Here is a 16,796-nt window from a genome sequence, read left to right on the forward strand (position 1 = left end):
CCTGTTAGCTTCCTGCGAATGCGGATCCTGCACACCTCCGACTGGCACCTGGGGCGTTCGTTCCATCGCGAGAGCCTGCTCGAAGGTCAGGCCGCGTTCATCGACCACCTGATCGAGACGGTGCGTGCCGAGCGGGTCGACGTGGTGGTGGTGTCGGGCGACGTCTACGACCGCGCCCTGCCGCCGGTCGACGCGGTCGCGCTCTGCGGCGACGCGCTGCGCCGCCTGATGGGCACCGGCACCCGCACCGTGCTGATCAGCGGCAACCACGACTCGGCCCGCCGGCTCGGGTTCGGCGCCGACCTGATCGACGCCGCCGGGGTCCACCTGCGCACCGACCCGTCCCGCGCCTGGGAGCCGGTGCTGGTGGACGACGTCGCCTTCTACGGCATCCCCTACCTGGAGCCCGAGCTGGTACGCGGCCCCTGGGAGCTGCCCGACCGCAGCCACACCGCCGCGCTGTCCCACGCCATGGCGCACATCCGCGCCGACGCCCCGCGACACCGCCACTCGGTGGTCCTGGCCCACGCCTTCGTCACCGGGGGAGAGGCCAGCGACAGCGAGCGCGACATCAGCGTGGGCGGGGTGGCGCACGTGCCGCTGTCGGCCTTCGAGGGGGTCGACTACGTCGCGCTCGGTCATCTGCACGGTCGCCAGCGGATGTCGGAGACGGTCCGCTACTCCGGCTCCCCCCTGGCCTACTCCTTCTCGGAGGTCAACCAGAAGAAGGGGTCGTGGCTGGTCACGCTCGGCTCTTCGGAGGTCGACTCTTTGGAGATTGACTTCGTACCCGCACCCGTTCCCCGGCCGATCGGCCGCCTGCGTGGTCCGCTGGAGGACCTGCTGACCTCCTCGGCGTATGACGACGTGGAAGATCACTGGCTGCAGGTCATACTGACCGACCCGATCCGCCCCAAATCAGCCATGGACCGGCTACGCGCCCGCTTCCCCCACACGCTGGCGCTGTCCTTCGAGCCTTCCGGCGGCGCTCCCGTCGCCCAGCCCGCCCGCCTCAGCGGCCGGCCGGAGGCGGAGGTGGCGCTCGACTTCATTCGGGAAGTACGCGGCGAGCCTGCCGGACCTGATGAGGAAGACCTGCTAAGACAGGCGATCGAGGCGTCCAGGGTGAAGGAGACGATGGCGTAGATGCGGCCGCACCGGCTCTCGCTCACGGCTTTCGGGTCCTTCCCCGGTTCGGAGACGGTCGACTTCGACGCTCTGGCGGAGGCGGGCCTGTTCCTCGTCCACGGGCCGACGGGCGCGGGCAAGACCACGATCCTCGACGCCCTCTGCTTCGCCCTCTACGGCCAGGTCCCGGGCCAGCGCAACAGCGCCCGCGCGCTGCGCTGCGACCACGCCCCGCCCTCGGTCGGGCCCTCGGTCTCGCTAGAGGTGTCGCTGCGGGGCCGGTTACTGCGCATCCAGCGTTCTCCGGTGTGGCAGCGGCCCAAGTTGCGCGGGTCCGGGTTCACCGAGGAGAAGGCCAAGGTCATCGTCGAGGAACGGGTCGGGTCCGCCTGGCACGGCCTGACGACCCGCTCCGACGAGGCCGGTGACCTCGTGGGCGGGCTGCTCGGCATGAACGCCGACCAGTTCTGCCAGGTCGCGATGCTGCCACAGGGGGATTTCGCCAGGTTCCTGCGCGCCGATGGGGATGACCGGCGGCGGCTGCTGGAGCGGCTGTTCACCGTGAAGGTGTTCACCCAGACGGAGGCCTGGCTGGCCGAGCACCGCAAGGCGGCTTGGCGGGATCAGCAGGAGCTGCGGCAGCAGGTGGACTTCGCGATCCAACGCTTGGAGGAGGCGGCAGGCGACCTCTCCGTCTCGGTCGCGGGCGACCTGTCCGGTGCCGATGCCGCCGCGTCCGGTGCCGACGTCGAGGTGCCCGGTTTCACCGTGCCCGGCGTCACCGTGACCGGTGCCGACGCGCCCGGTGCCGCTGCGCCCGGTGCGGACGCCGACCCGCCTGATTCGGACACCGACCCGCTGGGGTGGGCCGGAGCGCTGCTCGCCGCCGCCCGCGCCGTCGTCGTCCGGACCGCCGAGCAACATGCGGCGGCCGGGCACGCGCTGCGTTCGGCACGTTCCCGCTTCGAGCAGGCGACGTCGCTGGCCGACCGCCAGCGCCGCCACGCCGAGGCCCTGACGCTGCGCCGCACCCTCGACGAGCGAGCCGAGGAACGCGCCGAGCTCCAGGCCATCCTCGACGACGCCGCCCGCGCGGACCGCGTGCTTCCGCTCATCCGATCCGCCCGGCAGCGCGCCGAAGCCGCCGCCAAGGCCCACTCCCTGGCCACGGACGCCGTCGCCCGCGCCTACCCTCTCCTGAAAGCCACCCCCACCGGACTTCCCGCTCCCACCGACGCGCCTGCGGCCTACCCCGCTGACTGGCCGCTTGCCGAGCCCTCCCACCACTTGTCCGACTTGTCCGACGACGGTGGCGGGTCCCGGCACGGCGGTGCGGCGGTTCGGGTGGGGAGTCTGGTCGGCTGGGTCGAGCCCGAGCGGCTGCACGCCATGGAGCGAGACCGGCAGGCAGAGATCGCCCGCCTGTCGGAGCTGCTCACCGAGGAGGCCAGACTGCTGGTCGTCCGCCGCGACCTCCAGCGCGTCGAGCAGGAGCTGACCGGGCTGGCCGCCGAGGATGAGACCGCCGCCACCCGGCTCGCCGCCCTGCCCGCACTCGTCGAGGAGGCCGAACGCAAGCTGGCGCGGGCCCGCCTGGACGCCGCCAGGATCCCGGCGGCCGAGGCCGTACGGACCGCGGCGGCCGAGCTGATCGCCGTCGACCGGGAGCTGGCCGGCCTGGCCGTAGAGCTGGACCGCCTCACCCAACGCGAGGCCGAGGTGGCCGCCGCCGACGCGGAACTGCCCGGACGGCTGGCCGACGCCAATGCCCGCCTTGCGGAGGTACGGGCCGAGACGGCCGCCATCCCCGCCGCCGTCGCGACACTCGACGCGGCCAGGGCCGTACGAGATGCCGCCTGCCGGGCCGAGACGCTGGCCGCCGAGCTGGAGTCCGCCACCGCCGGCCACCAATCGCTTGTGGACCGAGCCCAGGGCCTGCGCGAGCACTGGCTGGACGTACGGCAGGCACGCATCGACGGCATGGCCGCCGAGCTGGCACGCGATCTGTCCGACGGCAGCCCGTGCTCCGTGTGCGGCTCCGATCACCACCCCCACCCGGCCTCACCCGCCCCCAGCGCCCCGTCCGCCGACGACGAACTGGCGGCGGAGCAAGCCCACGAGGCGGCCCTCTCCGAACGCGAGGCGGCCGAACGCACACTCGCCTCCCTGGAATCCCGCCACGCCGACGCGCTGTCGGCGGCGGGCGGCCTCGACCCCGGCACCGCGGAGACCACGGCGCTCCGGGCGCAGGAGGAGCTGACCCGCCTGGAGTCAATCGCCGAACGCGAGCCCGCACTGGCCGCCGAGCTGGACCGCATCGAGACGGAGCGCGACCGCGTCCGGGACCAGGCCCGCGAGCTCGGCGAACTACTCACGGCCCACCGCACCCACCACACCCACTACCAGGCCGAACGCACCCGCCTCGTCACCCGCCTCCTCCAGAGCGGCCTCCTCGACCCCGACACCCGCCACCTCGACGCCCGCCGCCATACACGGTCCGCTCAGTCCGTCCAGACCGATCCCGAGGCGCACGTCTGGGCTGAGGCTGAGGACGGGGCCGACGTCGACGTGCGGCCGCTCGCTCAGACTGATCGGGACACGGCCTCCGAGGGACCGGCTCCAGGAGACGCCGATGCAGCGACGATCGGTCCCGAGCTGGCGCCCTCCGTGCTGGCGGTGGCCGAGACAGAAGTGAAGCGGCTTCGGGAGTCGGCCGGGCGGGAGGCCGGGCTGGCGCGGGAGGCCGCTGGGCTCAGCCAGGAGCGGGTGGCGCTGGAAGAGCGGGCGCGCCGGGTCACCGCCCGCTTGGCCGCCTGCCGTACCAGGCAAGAGGAGCTCAGCGGTGACGCGGGGCGGCTCACCGCGCGGCTCGACAGCGCGCGCGGCGACGACCCCACGCTCACCGCCCGCCTGTCCAGGCTGAACGACGAGGCCGAACTACTACGGGAGGCCCTGGAAGCCACGCAGGCCGCTGTCGCCACCGAGGCTGAGCGGGTCAGCTCAGTGGAGGCGGCCCGACGGGCGGCTCTGGAGGCGGGGTTCGGCGACGTGGCCGACGTGGAGGCCGCCGCCAGGAGCGAGTACGAGCGGGACGGCAAGGCCGAGCTGCTGCGGCGGCTGGACGCGCAGCACGCGGCCGTGACCAGTACGCTGGCCGATCCCGAGCTGGTGGCCGCCGCGCGGCAGGACGTACCCGATCTGGCCGCCGCCGAGGCGGCGCGCGACGAGGCCGAGCAGGCGCACACGGCACTGGCGTCGGTCAGAGACCGGGCCGCGCGGCGGGAGGAGCGGGTGGCCGAGCTGGGCGCGGAGCTGGGCGCGTGCATCGAGCGGTGGCAGCCCGCCGCCGACCGGCACCGGCTGGCCGAGCGGCTGGCGGCGCTGGCCAGCGGTACGTCGAGTGACAACCAGTGGAACATGAGCCTGTCGTCGTTCGTGCTCGGCGAACGGCTCCGGCAGGTTGTTGACGCCGCCAACGAGCGCCTCGACCACATGTCGGGAGGGCGCTACCTGCTGCGGCACGACCTGCGGAAGACTGCCGGAGCCAGAGGGCGTTCAGGTGGCGGGCTGGGGCTGCGCGTGGCCGACGGATGGACGGGTGTCGATCGCGACCCGGCCACGCTGTCGGGCGGGGAGAGCTTCATCACCTCGCTGGCTCTCGCACTCGGCCTGGCCGACGTGGTGACCGCCGAAGCGGGTGGCGCCGAGATCGGCACGCTGTTCGTGGACGAGGGCTTCGGCACTCTCGACGAGGACACGCTCGACGGAGTGCTCGACATCCTCGACGGGCTGCGCGACGGAGGGCGGGCGGTCGGCATCATCAGCCACGTCGCCGAGCTGCGTTCGAGGATCCCGGCCCAGCTCAGGGTCTCGAAGTCGCGCACCGGATCCACCCTGTCGGCGGTCGGGGTGGGCTGACGACCGGCCCAGGCCTGCGTTCGCTGTCCCCTTCCCCAAGCGCATGATGCAGTTCTTCCCGGAGGTAGCCCGTGGCAGCCACGGCGACGCTTGAGCAGCTCCTGGCCGCATGCGAGCGCTCTGCCTGGCACCTGGAGACGCGCGACGGCTACACCCTCAATGACCCGAGCCTCACGGCGTGGCAAGCCGGACACAGGATCGACCTGGACGACAGGTCCTCATGGTGGCGGCCATGGCTCCAGAATGTCGTTGACGCCGTCGCTCGTGGCGTCGACGTGCGACGGGCGCGCATCATCTCCGAGCCCATCAGCCCCTACATCCGGTACGAGTACGACGTGACCATCCCGAACATCCGCGCCGGTGAGCACGTGCGTTGGCTACCACGCCAGAGGACCACAGACCTGATGCTGCCGCCGAACGACTTCTGGCTGTTCGACGCCGGCACGCTACTCGTGCACCACTTCAGCGGGGTAGGTGACAAGGTGGGAACAGAACTCATCACCGATCCCGCACTGGTCAAGCAGCACACGGAGGCGTTCGAGGCCATTTGGAGCCGCGCTATTCCGCACGAGGACTATCGGCCAGTCTGAGCCGTGCGTCCTACGTCCTCAAGCGCTGAGCAGGCGCTTCAAATCCTGGCGGCGAGACTTCGCCATTTACGCCAAGCAGCCGACCTGTCAGGGCGCGATCTTGCGCGCCTGGCGGGTTGGCAGGCATCCAAGGTGAGCCGCATTGAGCACGCCCGAAGGCGCCCCGCCGCCGCTGACATCCGGGCATGGTGCAGGCACTGTGGCGCACCCGAACAGGCTGAGGAACTGGTCGTCTCACTCGAAGCCATCGAGGGCATGTTCGTGGAGTGGCGGCACATGGAACGCACTGGGCTACGCAAAGCCCAGGAAGCCGTCATTCCCCGTTGGGAGCGCACACGGCACTTCCGCATCTACTCCTCCAAGCTGATCCCAGGACCGCTACAGATCGGCCCGTACATCGCGGCCGTGCTCACTGCGCTGATGCTGCGCCGTGGCCTCCCCAACGATGTGGAGGAGGCCGTTCAGGTGCGCCTCGATAAGCAGCGCGTGATCCACGAGGGTGATCACCGGTTCGCTGTGGTTCTGGAGGAAAGCGTCCTGCGCGCGCCCATCGGCGGCACCGAGGTCATGGCCGCCCAACTCGGCCACCTGCTCACCGTGAGCGCGCTGCCATCGGTGTCTCTTGGCATCATCCCCCTCGACGCCAACCGCTCCAGCGTCTGGCCAACGGAGGCGTTCTTCATGTTCGATGACGCCGAGGTCACCGTCGAACTCATCTCGGGCCATCTGACGATCACTCAGCCGTACGAGATCGGCATGTACGCCGACGTGTTCACGAAGCTGGCAGGGCTTGCGGTGTACGGCAAAGCAGCCCGCAGCATCATCACGTCTGCGGTGGCCGCCCTCGACGAGTAGTCCCCTACCGCGTGGGCATGAATGCCCCGTTCGTTGACGGCTCTCGCCCACGCACAGTGATTGCGGTCCAATGGCGAACATGGATGAGCAGCCCAAGCCGCACCCGCTGAGTATCCGGCAGGTGGCGCCCGCCATCGCGTCTCTGATTCTGGTCTGTGCGGTCGTGTCCTGCGCGTCCGCGCCTCCGGTGGCACGATCTTCGCAACAAGGCGCCGTCTCGCCGGGCAACCCGTCCCAGGCCGAAACGACCACGCCTCTGCCCGACAGGCCCGGTCCTCTGCGATTGCCGGGCATGGATGCCGGAACCGAGTCCCTGCTCACCGCAGGACCGACCAAGGGTTCTCGCATCATCGGCGTTGTTCCCGGCAAGGGTCGCCTATGGGTGATGTTCGACTGCCAGGGGGCAGGAAGGGCCGAGATCATCTTGGCGCCTACGGTGAATTTGCCATTTATCTGCTTGAAGGGAACGCTCACTCCGACCCTGAATCAGCTCAATCTCAACTCCAAGAAGGCGCTGACGGTCCGCGTTCAGGCGCCAGACTCGGTTGAATGGGCGCTGCGGGTTACCCGCTGAAGACTCAGGGCCGCGTTAGGCGGTCCTGAGTCACGCGAACAGCGCCGCCGAGCCGTCGCGTCTACCCATGGCGCACCGATATCTGATGATATTTCGGCGTATGAAGCCACTTCTTACGCGAAAGACGCTTGGTGGTACGTGGGGCACCGTCCTGCTGCCGCTCCGCCCCGACGACTCCATCGACTTCGCCCGGCTGGCCGACGAGCTGGACCGGCTGGCGGTGGCGGGTCTGGACGGCGTGTACGCCCACGGCACGGCGGGGGAGTTCCACGCCATAACCGATGAGGAATACCAGCAGGTCAACGAGCTGCTCGCGGAGCGTTGCGCCGGCCTGCCGTACCAGATAGGCGCCAGTCACATGAGCGCCGCCACCTGCCTGCGGCGGGTGGAGCTCGCCCGTGAGCTCCACCCCGGGGCCATCCAGGTGATCCTGCCGGACTGGGCGCCACCGTCGTTGGCCGAGGTGGTGGGCTTCCTCGAGCGGGTCGCCGAGGTCGCCGACCCTGTGCCGCTGGTCCTGTACAACCCGCCGCACGCCAAGACCCGCCTCACGCCCGCCGACTTCGGCATGCTGGCCGCACGGGTTCCCGCGCTGGTCGGGGTGAAGGTCGCGGGGGGTGATGCGGGCTGGTACCGCGAGATGCGAACCGAGGCGGCCGATCTGCCGGTGTTCGTGGCGGGGCACACCCTTGCCACCGGTATGGAGTTGGGCGCGGCGGGGTCCTACTCCAATATCGCGGCGTTCAGCCCGACCGGCGCCATGGCCTGGCAGAACCTCATGCGCGCCGATCCGGCGGCGGCGCGCGACGTGGAGCGCCGGATCGGCCTGTTCTTCGCCGAGCACGTCCAGCCGCTGGCGTCCGGCGGGTACGCCAATCCGGCGCTCGACAAGTTCCTCGCCCATGTCGGTGGCTGGGCGGACATCGGCACCCGGGTCCGCTGGCCGTACCGATCGGTGGAGGAGGAGCACGCCGAGCGGCTCCGCCCGATCGCCAGGACGGCCCTGCCGGAGCTGTTCCCCGAACCGTAGCGCCCGGGAGCCAAGAGCCGGGCGGGAGCCGAGCGCCGATGCCGCCTTCGCCCGGCACCTAGCCGGGCTCACCCGCCCTTCACGACGGTGTTCCTGACGTCTACCGGGTGTTTGACCGACTTGTAGGCGCGGGCCAGATCGGCGACCCGCTGGAGTTCTGTCAGGTCCAGCTGGGCGGGATAGGAGCCGAATGCAACGTCTGCCGCCCAATTGTGGGGGACCTTGGCGAATTCGAGCAGAGCGGCGCGCGCCTGCTGGGGGTCGCTCGCGATCAGGCGCTGCGCCTTGGCCAGCGCGCGCTGGAAGGCCGCCAGCGTGCGAGGGCGTTCGCGAATCCACTTGTCGGTGGCCATCATGCCTGCGGTGTACAGGTTCGCGAACTCCTGGGTCATCGCGTCGGCCACAATCCGCACGCGTCTTACCTCGCGGCCCATGGTGATGAACGGTTCGGCCATCAGGGCAGCGTCAACCTGGCCCTTGGCCATCGCGGGGAGCATGTCGCCATCGGGCACGGCGGTCAGCCGGACGTCGTTCGTGGTCAGTCCGGCCCGCTTCAGCACGGCGGTCATCGCCAACGTCTCGAGCCCCGCGAGGCTCGAGACCGCGATCCTCTTGCGTTTGAGGTCGCTCACCGTCTTGATCTTGGACTTGGGGTTCACGCCGACCGCGAAGCTTCCTGGCGCGGCCTGATACAGGCTGGAGACGATCTTGAACTTCTTGCCCACCTCGTTCGCCAGGAAGACTGTCGAGTAGTCGGTCTGCGCCAGATCCAGCGTGCCGCTTTCGACCAGGGAGAACGCGGCCACCGGGGCGGAGATGATTCTCGGCTCCACCGTCAGCCCCTCCTCCTTGAAATATCCCTTGTTCAGGGCCACGGCCACGGGCACCGACTCCACGGTCGGCACCACCCCGACCCTGATGGTGGACTGTTCGGGCGGCGGGGCGGCGGCGCGCGGCTCGGCGGGCAGCGCCCGTATCGCGACAGTGGCGGCGAGCACGGTGACCACGACCACCACGGCGGCGGTGAGCGCCATGAAGTTGCGCCGCCTGCGCTGATGGATCTCGATCGCCCTGGCGGCCAGATCACGCTCCGGCATGTCGTCCGCGATGCGGCCGAGTTGGTCTCCGAGCCAGGTCATCGGCGTGCCTCCGCACTGTGGTCGTCCAGAACGGGCAGTCTCGGCGCCAGCTCGGGTGCCAGCGCGCGCAGGCGGGCCAGGGCGTGGTGCGCCTGGCTCTTCACGGTGCCGACGGAGCAGCCCAGCAGGTCGGCGACGTCACGTTCGGTCCGATCCTCGTAGAAGCGCAGGACGAGTACCGCGCGCTGCTTGGGCGTCAGCCGCATGAGTGCCTGGCGCAGGACGATCCGCAGGACGGCGGAGTCCTCGGGCGAGTAGGCCCGGTCGGGCGGCTCGGCACTCGGCACCTCGTCGGAGCCGCGGCGCCGCCGCCACGAGATGTACTGGTTCACCATAGCCTTGCGCGCGTACGCGTCGAGGTTGTCGATGTGGCCTAACTTCGCCCACCGCCCGATCATGCGGACCAGCACACTCTGCACGAGATCCTCCGCGAGGTGGACCTCTCCGGTGAGCAGATAGGCCAGGCGCATCAACGGACGTTGGTGAGCGTCCACGAACGCCTGGAAACTGGCATCGCGATCCAACGTCTCTCCTCAAGTCGATAACCTCCAGACGCTGTGGGCGCGGCGAAAGGTTGGCACTCCTGAGGTGGGATGGAGACGTCAGGGCCGCGCGGTCACTTGCCCACCCCTTCCGTGAGGCCGCGCAGGAACTGGCGCTGACCGATCAGGAACAGCACGATCGTCGGCAGCGCGGCCATGGTCAGCCCCGCCATCATCACCGGCCAGTCGGTGAGCAGGCGGCTCTGCATGGCCATCAGCCCGACCGGTAGCGTCTTCAGCGAGTCGTCACTGACGAACACCAGCGCGAACGCGAACTCGTTCCACGCGAACAGTGCCTGCAGCAGCGCCGCCGACACCAGGGCGGCGGGCGCGCCGGCCGAGCCGCCGCCGCAACCGGCGGTGACCAGCGCCGTGCCCAGCAGTAGGGCGATCCAGCGATGCGTGTTCATGGGCTCTCCTTGGTGCCTGGCAGGGGGGCTTCGTGTCCGAACGCGCCGTAGGAGGTGCAGGCGTGGGAGGCGTAGGCGGTGGCCGCGACGGCCAGCGCGGGCAGGTCCTCGCCGCGGGCCAGGCCGACCAGCAGGCGGGCGATGAACGCGTCACCGGCGCCGAGCGTGTCCACCACGGCGACGGGCTCGGCGGCACCCCAGGCGACCACGTCTCTGGAGCCCCCTAAGACTCCAGCGGCGCTGTCGCCCGCGGCTTCGCCCGCTCCGGCGGCTCCCGAGACCAGGACGGCACCGTGGGCGCCGAGGGTGACCGCCACCGTGGCCGGGCCCAGCGCCCGTACCCGCCGCGCCAGCGCGAGCGCCTCGTCCCGCGAGCCGGACGGGCTGGACAGGATCGCGATCCCGGCGTGCCGGGCATGCTCCTCGACGTAGTCCCACGGGCGTTCGGAGAAGTCGAACGACAGCCGCCTGGCGTGCGCGGCCAGCTGGTCGAGCTGGCCCTCCAGGAACGAGCACTCGCCGGTGTGCACGATGTCGGCCGCCGCCAGCCGTACCAGATCCGCGGGGGAGAGGCGGAAGCGCGAGACGCCCTCGCGCCCGCCGGTGAACTTGCGCTCGCCCGCGACGAGACGGACGGTGGCGAAGGCGTTCGGCCCGTCCACCGTCCGCAGCAGTGACAGGTCCACGCCCTCGGCGGCCAGCGCGTCGCGCACCACGCGCCCGGACCCGTCGGTGCCGACCGCACCCAGGTAACCCGCCTCGGCGCCGGTACGGCGGGCGTGCACGGCGACGTTCACGGCGTTGCCGCCCGGATACATGACGCCGAGATCGGGATAGCGGTCGACGACGTTGTCCCCGACGGCCACCAGGCGAATCAAGCGTGGCTGCACACGTTCTCCTGAGAATGGGAAGGTTCTCACTCGCTCGGGTGAGAACGTTCTCAATCGCTGAGACGCATGTCAATAGCCCTTGGTAAATCCGCTACGGTGATCGCCTCCCGTCAGTGGGAGCATGATGGTGTGGACATCTAGCAGCACCGGGGGTGCGGATGAGCGGCAGCGCTCGGCGGAGCATGCCGTCGATCGAGGTCGTCGCCAAGGAGGCAGGGGTCTCCACCGCGACGGCCGGGCGGGCACTCGGCGGCTACGGCTCGGTGAGCGGCAAGAGCCGCGAGGCGGTGCTGGCCGCGGCCGAACGCCTCGGCTACCGGGCCAACAGCCTGGCGCGCAGCATGATCACCGGGCTGACCCACACGCTCGGCGTCCTCGTACCCGACATCGAGAACCCGTTCTTCTCCCGCGCCCTGCGCGGCATCGCGGACGTGGCGCACGAGCGCGGATGGGAGGTGCTGCTGGTCAACACCGACGAGGACCTCTCGCTCGAACGCAAGGCGCTCGGCGTGCTCACCGAGCGGCGCGTCGACGGCCTGGTCGTCGCGCCCACCGACACCGCCGACCGCGACGCCCTGAAGGACGTCATCGACGCCGGGATCCCGGTCGTCCTGCTCGACCGGCGGGTCCCGGGGCTCGACGCCGACACGGTCGGCATCGACAACCGCGCCGCCGCCAAGGACGCCACCGAACGCCTGCTCGCGCTGGGCCACCGCAACATCGCCTTACTGACCGGCGGCGATGAGAAGCTGCGGCCCCGGCTGGCCCGCCCGGGGCTGCGCGGCGTCGAACGCCTGGGCGCCACCACGGTCGGCGCCCGCGCGGCCGGATACCGCGACGCCCTGGTCGAAAGCGGCATCGAGCCCCGGCCCGAACTGGTCAGCGCCGAGGGCTTCCGCAGGGAGGACGCCGCCGCGGCCACGACCCGCCTGCTCGGACTGCCCGACCCGCCGACCGCGATCCTCGCCCTCGACAGCCTGCTCGCGCTCGGGGTGCTCCAGGCGCTGCGGCGGCTCGGGCTGCGCTGTCCCGCCGACGTGTCGCTGGTGGGCTTCGACGACGCCGATTGGGCGGAGGCGATCTCCCCGCCGCTCAGCGTGGTGGCCCAGCCGGTGTACGAGCTGGGGGCGGAGGCGGGCCGCCTGCTCCTGGACCGCGTTCAGGGCACCGACCGCCGCCCCGTACACCGCCGCCTGCCCACCCGCTTCGTCGAGCGCGAGTCGGCCAGATCCGTTCGGACGCCCGCCGAGACGGCCCCATAGTCAGAACTGGTTCTCGCCGCCGTCGACGTACAGGGTGGTGCCGAGCATGAAGCTGCTGTCGGCGGAGGCGAGGAAGGCCACGGCGGCGGCGACCTCCTCCGGGCGTCCCATCCTGCCGATCGGAACTCCCGTCGCCAGGTCCGCTTTGACGGCGGCCGCGTTCTCCTCGCCGACGGCGGTGTCGATTCCGGGGGTGTCGATCGCGCCCGGCGAGACCGCGTTGACCCGGATGCCCCTGCCCTTCAGCTCGTTGGCCCAGGTCCGCGTGAGGGACCGGATCGCGGCCTTCGACGCCGCGTACAGGCCGTAGTTCTCCCAGCCGTCGTCGGCGCGGATTGAGGCGTTCAAGACCACCGAGGCGCCGTCGTTGAGCAGCGGCAGCGCCTTCTGCACGGTGAGCAGCGTGCCCAGGACGTTGACGCCGAAGATCTGCTCGAACTGTTCCCGGGTGGCCTGCGCCAGCGGTGCGAACGTGGCCACGGCCGCGTTGGCGAACACCACGTCCAGGCCCCGGCCGCGGTCGCGGATCGCGTCGTACAGCCGATCCAGGTCGGCCGGCTCCGCTATGTCGCCCGGCACCGCGGTGACCGCGGAACCGATCGACTCGACGGCCTTGTCGAGCGCGTCCTCGCGTCGGCCGGTGATGAAGACGTGAGCGCCCTCGGACGCCAGCCGCGCGGCGGTGGCCAGGCCGATTCCGGTGCCGCCGCCGGTAACGACGGCGGTCTTGCCTTCCAGCTGCCCCATGGTTTGAACTCCCGAAATTTAGATACTGATCGGTGCAGAAAGAAACCATAGCACTTCCGCACCGATCGGTATCTAAGCTGTAGGATGGGGGCCGTGGAGATCACCCGGAAAGCGCCGATCGGCCGGCCGAGAGGCTTCGACGCCGACGAGGCCCTGGATCAGGCGATGACGGTCTTCTGGGAGCAGGGCTACGAAGGCGCCAGCCTGGCCGACCTGACCAGCGCTATGGGCATCACCCGCAAGAGCATGTACGCGGCCTTTGGCAACAAGGAGGAGCTGTTCCGCAAGGCCTTAGAGCGCTACACCGAGGGCCCCGCCGCCTATGCGGACCGCGCGCTGCGGAAGCCGAGCGCCCGGGAGGTGGCCACGGCGTTCCTCACCGGCTCGGTCATGGCCACCACCCAGCCCGGCTGCCCCGCCGGATGCCTGGGTGTGCAGGGCTCGCTGGCCGCCGGCGACTCCGGACGGGCGGCCCAGGACGCCCTGATCGTCTGGCGCGACGACGGCCGTGCTCGCCTCCGCCACCGGTTCCAGCGGGCCGTCGACGAGGGCGATCTGCCCCCGGGCGCGGACCCGGAGCTGCTCGCCCGATACATCATGACCGTGGCGAACGGCATCGCCGTCCAGGCCGCCGGTGGCGCCACCCGCCCCGAACTCCAGCGGGTGGCCGACGCGGCGCTGCGAAACTGGCCACCCATCTGACAGCCGGTGCCCGCGGTAGCGGCAGCGGCGACCTGGGGCTTTCCACGTCGTACGTGATGTGGCATGCCACACCACGTACGACGTGGGGCTTTCTCAGCCGCGTCCCGACCAGTAGGCCGCCGCGCGCTGCCACGCCGCGACGCCCACCGCCCGGCCGAGGGTCCGACCCTGCAGGTCGCCGGGCCGGAAGTGGATGCCGCCATATCTCCGCGACATGCCGGCCTCGTCGGCGGCGTCGCTGAAGGTGCGCCAGCGCAGCGTCAGGTCGTTGGCGGGGCTCACCCCCGGCTCCACCTGCGACGAACCCTTGGCGATCAGGGCCTCGCCGCCGAACGCGTCACCGCCGGTGAAGCGCCGCAGCACCTCGGCCGCCGCCGCGCTGAACGTGCTGTGGCCGGAGACGTACTCGGCGAACGGCGGCGTCGGGAACGTCGGCACCTGATAGGGCACCCACGTCGCGCCGTCGATCACCCGGCCGCCCCAGGTCGCGATCTGCTGCCCCTGGTACAGGAAGCGGACCGCGGTGATCGGGCGTACGGAGTCGAAGACACGCTTGACCTCCCACGAGGCGATCCCGGCGTCCTGCACCGAGTTGGCCAGCGCGAAGAACATCTTCACGTCCTGGTCCAGGCCATGATGGTCACGCGCCGACACCTGCTGGGCGAACAGGCACCAGTGGCCGGGCGGCGTCTCGCTGTTGGGGCCGTCGGCCCAGTATTCCGCGATCGCCTTCTGGCGGTCGGTCAGCGCGGCGGTGCCCGACACGATCTCGGCGGCCTGTGCACGGTAGGCGGCCGTGCCGTACGTCGCCGGCGCGGGCACCTTGTCGGCCAGGTCGCGCGCGTGGCCGCTGAAGGAGGCGACCCCGCCCCAGTGCGGCGCGAGGAACGGCGGTGTGACCACCACGCCCGCCTTGTTGCGGAAGGTGAGCGGCTGCCAGCGGCTCGGGTCGTTGACCGTCGTCAGCGGATCGGCGACCACCATCGGAGCGTTGACCGGCGCGTAGCCGGTGGTGTCGGCGTAGCCGCCGAGCTGGTTGGAGCCGTCGGCGTGCCGGTATTCGAGCACGGCCGTGCAGGCGGCCAGACCGGTTTGGGCCGGCTGGCTGGACTGGTCGGCCGGGTCATAGCCCAGCTCGGTCATCAACCCGTCGAACACCGCCCGCTGCGCCGGATAGAGGTCCACAGCCGCTTGGTGGGCCGCGTAGCTGATCGCCTGGGCCCGGTTGGCGTCCGTGCGTTCGGCGGCGGGCCGCCGCAGCGTGCCGCCCAGCCGGGTGCCGACGGCGACCGGATCATAGGCGGCCCACGCGTCATAGGCACAGGTGTGCACGGTGGCCAGCGCCCTGGCCACCAGCGGCGGCCCCAAGGTGCCGCCGCGCACCGCCGCCAGCAGCGCCGTGTTCCACCTGACCACCACGTTGGGCTGCGCCGACGCCGCCGGGTGGGCGGGTGTGACGGGTAAGACGAGCGCGGTGGCGGTCACCAAGGTGAGCGCTGCCGCGCGTAAGGACATCAGAACGGGCATGGCAAGTCTCCTCGCGTCGTGGGCCCCCGTGCGCCCCATACGGAGAGGCTAGGTTTCCATGCTCGAACTCACTTTCGAGCTATCTCGCGGGTAAGAGCTGCCTTCCCCATAGGTCCGGCACCCTGATGCGCCTCCTGGTTGCCGGGTCAGGAGGCGCACGTAGCGGCGGCCCGCCCCGTGCGGGGTCAGCGGGCGTATTCCTGGAGGTCCTCAGCCACGTGCGGTGGGTGGGGCCGGCCCATGCTTGCCGTACAAAAAGGAGGTCTTAGGCAGGAAACGGAGAGCGGCGCTCAGGCAGAAGGTCGGTGCCGCCGGGCGGCGGAGTGCCGCCCGGCGACGCTCCTGGAACGCGTAGATCAGTAGTCCACCTGGAACATGTAGTTGCGCTTGTCGAGGTCGTGACCGCGTACCGCCTCGTAGTGGCGGGCCAGCCGGTCCATGAGCACGGCGATCGCCAGCGGGGACACCTCGCCGCGCAACGCCTTGGGGATGCCGGGCAGCGTGAGGTCCGCCGTGTCGATGTGGAAGGTCTTCTTGGTCGCGTACGTGTCGAGGAAGCGCCTGGCCCGTTCGGCCATGGCCCGCGACGGGTCCTCGCCCAGCAGGTTGATCACCGCCACGTCGTCGTTGACCACCTCGAACGCGCCCTGGAAGAACTCGCCCGAGTTGAAGCCCGCCGCGTGCTTCCACTGCATCTCCTGCAGGAAGCACATGGCCAGCCCGTACGCCCACGCGTAGCTGGGACCCGAGCCGAGCACATACGTGATCGGCTCGTCCTTCAGCGTCTCGGCGATGACCCGCGCCTGCTCCTCACCCTCGTGCGCGGTGGCCACCAGGGCGTCCGGGAGCGCGTCGAGGGCCTGGTCGAGCAGCGCCCAGTCGCGTTCCACCCCGGCCCTGCGCAGCAGGGCATAGGCCGCCAGCTGCATGAACAGGTCACTCTTGCCGGTGAAGGCCACGTCGGCCGCCTCGGCCAGCGGGCCGCCCTCCTGGGTCACCACGACCACGGTCGCGCCGGTGCTCCTGGCGTACTGCGCGGCGGCGACGGTCTCCTTGGTCTTGCCGGTGTACGAGGCCAGGAAGACCAAGGAGCCCTCGCCCATGCGACGGGGGCGGGCGGTGTTGAGCTCGTCGCTCTGCAGCTTGTAGACGGGCCAGGTGCCTTCGCGTTCGAGTAGGTAGTGGGCCGGGTAGGCGGCGATGAGCGAGCCGCCGGCGCCCACGAAGAACACATTGCGCAGACCCTTGTCGATGACGTCCGAGACGAGCTCCGCCAGCTGGGGGCGTTGGTCGAGCGTCGCGCGGATCTTGTCGGCCAGGTCGGACTCGATCGGTTTGAGCGGCAGCAGGTCGGTCACGTGGACTCCCTTTGAGAACGTTCTCAGTTGGACGTTGATAACGTTCTCACTCGGATTGAGAATGAGTCAAGAGGCCGCGTGACGGCCCAATGGAGCCTGCCTTTTCGAGCCGACGGAAGGGTGG

15 protein-coding genes are annotated in these 16,796 nt (G+C 70.7%); 8 read left to right on the top strand and 7 right to left on the bottom strand.

Going from position 1 to position 16,796, the window contains the following annotated elements:
* Nucleotides 1-18: 18 nt before the first annotated feature.
* The 6 genes from AB0L53_RS15840 to AB0L53_RS15865 all read left to right on the top strand — a co-directional run bounded on the left by AB0L53_RS15840 (nucleotide 19) and on the right by AB0L53_RS15865 (nucleotide 8,095).
* The gene (locus tag AB0L53_RS15840) at nucleotides 19-1,146 is read left to right on the top strand and encodes an exonuclease SbcCD subunit D (protein WP_363993605.1); all 1,128 of its coding nucleotides are present in this window, start codon (nucleotides 19-21) and stop codon (nucleotides 1,144-1,146) included.
* Nucleotides 1,147-5,046 carry an AAA family ATPase gene (locus AB0L53_RS15845; protein WP_363993607.1) on the top strand — a complete coding sequence of 1,300 codons (3,900 nt, stop codon included), beginning with the start codon at nucleotides 1,147-1,149 and terminating at the stop codon, nucleotides 5,044-5,046.
* 71 nt (nucleotides 5,047-5,117) lie between these two features.
* Nucleotides 5,118-5,636 (top strand): DUF6879 family protein, encoded by a 519-nt coding sequence (locus tag AB0L53_RS15850; protein WP_363993609.1) that lies wholly within the window; start codon nucleotides 5,118-5,120, stop codon nucleotides 5,634-5,636.
* Between the two features lie 3 nt (nucleotides 5,637-5,639).
* Nucleotides 5,640-6,491, top strand: coding sequence for a helix-turn-helix transcriptional regulator (locus AB0L53_RS15855; RefSeq protein WP_363993611.1), 852 nt, complete (start codon nucleotides 5,640-5,642; stop codon nucleotides 6,489-6,491).
* 79 nt (nucleotides 6,492-6,570) lie between these two features.
* Nucleotides 6,571-7,065 (top strand): hypothetical protein, encoded by a 495-nt coding sequence (locus AB0L53_RS15860; RefSeq protein WP_363993613.1) that lies wholly within the window; start codon nucleotides 6,571-6,573, stop codon nucleotides 7,063-7,065.
* Nucleotides 7,066-7,165: 100 nt separating this feature from the next.
* Nucleotides 7,166-8,095 carry a dihydrodipicolinate synthase family protein gene (locus tag AB0L53_RS15865; protein WP_363993615.1) on the top strand — a complete coding sequence of 310 codons (930 nt, stop codon included), beginning with the start codon at nucleotides 7,166-7,168 and terminating at the stop codon, nucleotides 8,093-8,095.
* A gap of 68 nt (nucleotides 8,096-8,163) precedes the next feature.
* Here the strand turns inward: AB0L53_RS15865 and AB0L53_RS15870 are convergent, their stop codons facing one another.
* The 4 genes from AB0L53_RS15870 to AB0L53_RS15885 form a co-directional block, all read right to left on the bottom strand.
* Nucleotides 8,164-9,234 (bottom strand): ABC transporter substrate-binding protein, encoded by a 1,071-nt coding sequence (locus AB0L53_RS15870; RefSeq protein ID WP_363993617.1) that lies wholly within the window; start codon nucleotides 9,232-9,234, stop codon nucleotides 8,164-8,166.
* Nucleotides 9,231-9,758 (bottom strand): SigE family RNA polymerase sigma factor, encoded by a 528-nt coding sequence (locus AB0L53_RS15875; RefSeq protein ID WP_363993618.1) that lies wholly within the window; start codon nucleotides 9,756-9,758, stop codon nucleotides 9,231-9,233. Before AB0L53_RS15875 ends, AB0L53_RS15870 begins: the two co-directional genes overlap by 4 nt.
* Nucleotides 9,759-9,850: 92 nt before the next feature.
* Complete coding sequence (locus AB0L53_RS15880; protein WP_363993620.1) at nucleotides 9,851-10,186, bottom strand: hypothetical protein; 336 nt, start codon at nucleotides 10,184-10,186, stop codon at nucleotides 9,851-9,853.
* Nucleotides 10,183-11,076, bottom strand: a complete 894-nt coding sequence (locus tag AB0L53_RS15885; RefSeq protein WP_363993622.1) for a PfkB family carbohydrate kinase — start codon at nucleotides 11,074-11,076, stop codon at nucleotides 10,183-10,185. Before AB0L53_RS15885 ends, AB0L53_RS15880 begins: the two co-directional genes overlap by 4 nt.
* Before the next feature lie 158 nt (nucleotides 11,077-11,234).
* On the opposite strand from AB0L53_RS15885, the gene AB0L53_RS15890 reads away from it, so the two are divergent.
* Nucleotides 11,235-12,338: a LacI family DNA-binding transcriptional regulator gene (locus tag AB0L53_RS15890; RefSeq protein ID WP_363993624.1), complete on the top strand. Its 1,104-nt coding sequence runs from the start codon at nucleotides 11,235-11,237 to the stop codon at nucleotides 12,336-12,338.
* Here the strand turns inward: AB0L53_RS15890 and AB0L53_RS15895 are convergent, their stop codons facing one another.
* Nucleotides 12,339-13,085: an SDR family oxidoreductase gene (locus tag AB0L53_RS15895; protein ID WP_363993626.1), complete on the bottom strand. Its 747-nt coding sequence runs from the start codon at nucleotides 13,083-13,085 to the stop codon at nucleotides 12,339-12,341.
* An 84-nt stretch (nucleotides 13,086-13,169) separates the two neighbouring features.
* Between AB0L53_RS15895 and AB0L53_RS15900 the strand changes: the two genes are divergently transcribed.
* Nucleotides 13,170-13,787 carry a TetR/AcrR family transcriptional regulator gene (locus tag AB0L53_RS15900; RefSeq protein WP_363993628.1) on the top strand — a complete coding sequence of 206 codons (618 nt, stop codon included), beginning with the start codon at nucleotides 13,170-13,172 and terminating at the stop codon, nucleotides 13,785-13,787.
* A 93-nt stretch (nucleotides 13,788-13,880) separates the two neighbouring features.
* Here the strand turns inward: AB0L53_RS15900 and AB0L53_RS15905 are convergent, their stop codons facing one another.
* Entirely contained in the window at nucleotides 13,881-15,314 is a 1,434-nt protein-coding gene (locus tag AB0L53_RS15905) for a vanadium-dependent haloperoxidase (protein ID WP_363993630.1), read from the bottom strand.
* Between the two features lie 356 nt (nucleotides 15,315-15,670).
* Nucleotides 15,671-16,672 (bottom strand): SIS domain-containing protein, encoded by a 1,002-nt coding sequence (locus tag AB0L53_RS15910; RefSeq protein ID WP_363993632.1) that lies wholly within the window; start codon nucleotides 16,670-16,672, stop codon nucleotides 15,671-15,673.
* Nucleotides 16,673-16,796: the final 124 nt, after the last annotated feature.

The organism is Nonomuraea sp. NPDC052129, from assembly GCF_040680095.1.
Classification (GTDB): domain Bacteria; phylum Actinomycetota; class Actinomycetes; order Streptosporangiales; family Streptosporangiaceae; genus Nonomuraea.

What these genes read in the sequence shown, in the direction of transcription:
- AB0L53_RS15845 (WP_363993607.1), top strand. Translation starts at nt 1,147, where the DNA reads ATGCGGCCGCACCGGCTCTCGCTCACGGCTTTCGGGTCCTTCCCCGGT.
- AB0L53_RS15865 (WP_363993615.1), top strand. Translation starts at nt 7,166, where the DNA reads ATGAAGCCACTTCTTACGCGAAAGACGCTTGGTGGTACGTGGGGCACC.
- AB0L53_RS15880 (WP_363993620.1), bottom strand. Translation starts at nt 10,186, where the DNA reads ATGAACACGCATCGCTGGATCGCCCTACTGCTGGGCACGGCGCTGGTC.
- AB0L53_RS15860 (WP_363993613.1), top strand. Translation starts at nt 6,571, where the DNA reads ATGGATGAGCAGCCCAAGCCGCACCCGCTGAGTATCCGGCAGGTGGCG.
- AB0L53_RS15900 (WP_363993628.1), top strand. Translation starts at nt 13,170, where the DNA reads ATGGGGGCCGTGGAGATCACCCGGAAAGCGCCGATCGGCCGGCCGAGA.
- AB0L53_RS15890 (WP_363993624.1), top strand. Translation starts at nt 11,235, where the DNA reads ATGAGCGGCAGCGCTCGGCGGAGCATGCCGTCGATCGAGGTCGTCGCC.
- AB0L53_RS15840 (WP_363993605.1), top strand. Translation starts at nt 19, where the DNA reads ATGCGGATCCTGCACACCTCCGACTGGCACCTGGGGCGTTCGTTCCAT.
- AB0L53_RS15870 (WP_363993617.1), bottom strand. Translation starts at nt 9,234, where the DNA reads ATGACCTGGCTCGGAGACCAACTCGGCCGCATCGCGGACGACATGCCG.
- AB0L53_RS15895 (WP_363993626.1), bottom strand. Translation starts at nt 13,085, where the DNA reads ATGGGGCAGCTGGAAGGCAAGACCGCCGTCGTTACCGGCGGCGGCACC.
- AB0L53_RS15905 (WP_363993630.1), bottom strand. Translation starts at nt 15,314, where the DNA reads ATGCCCGTTCTGATGTCCTTACGCGCGGCAGCGCTCACCTTGGTGACC.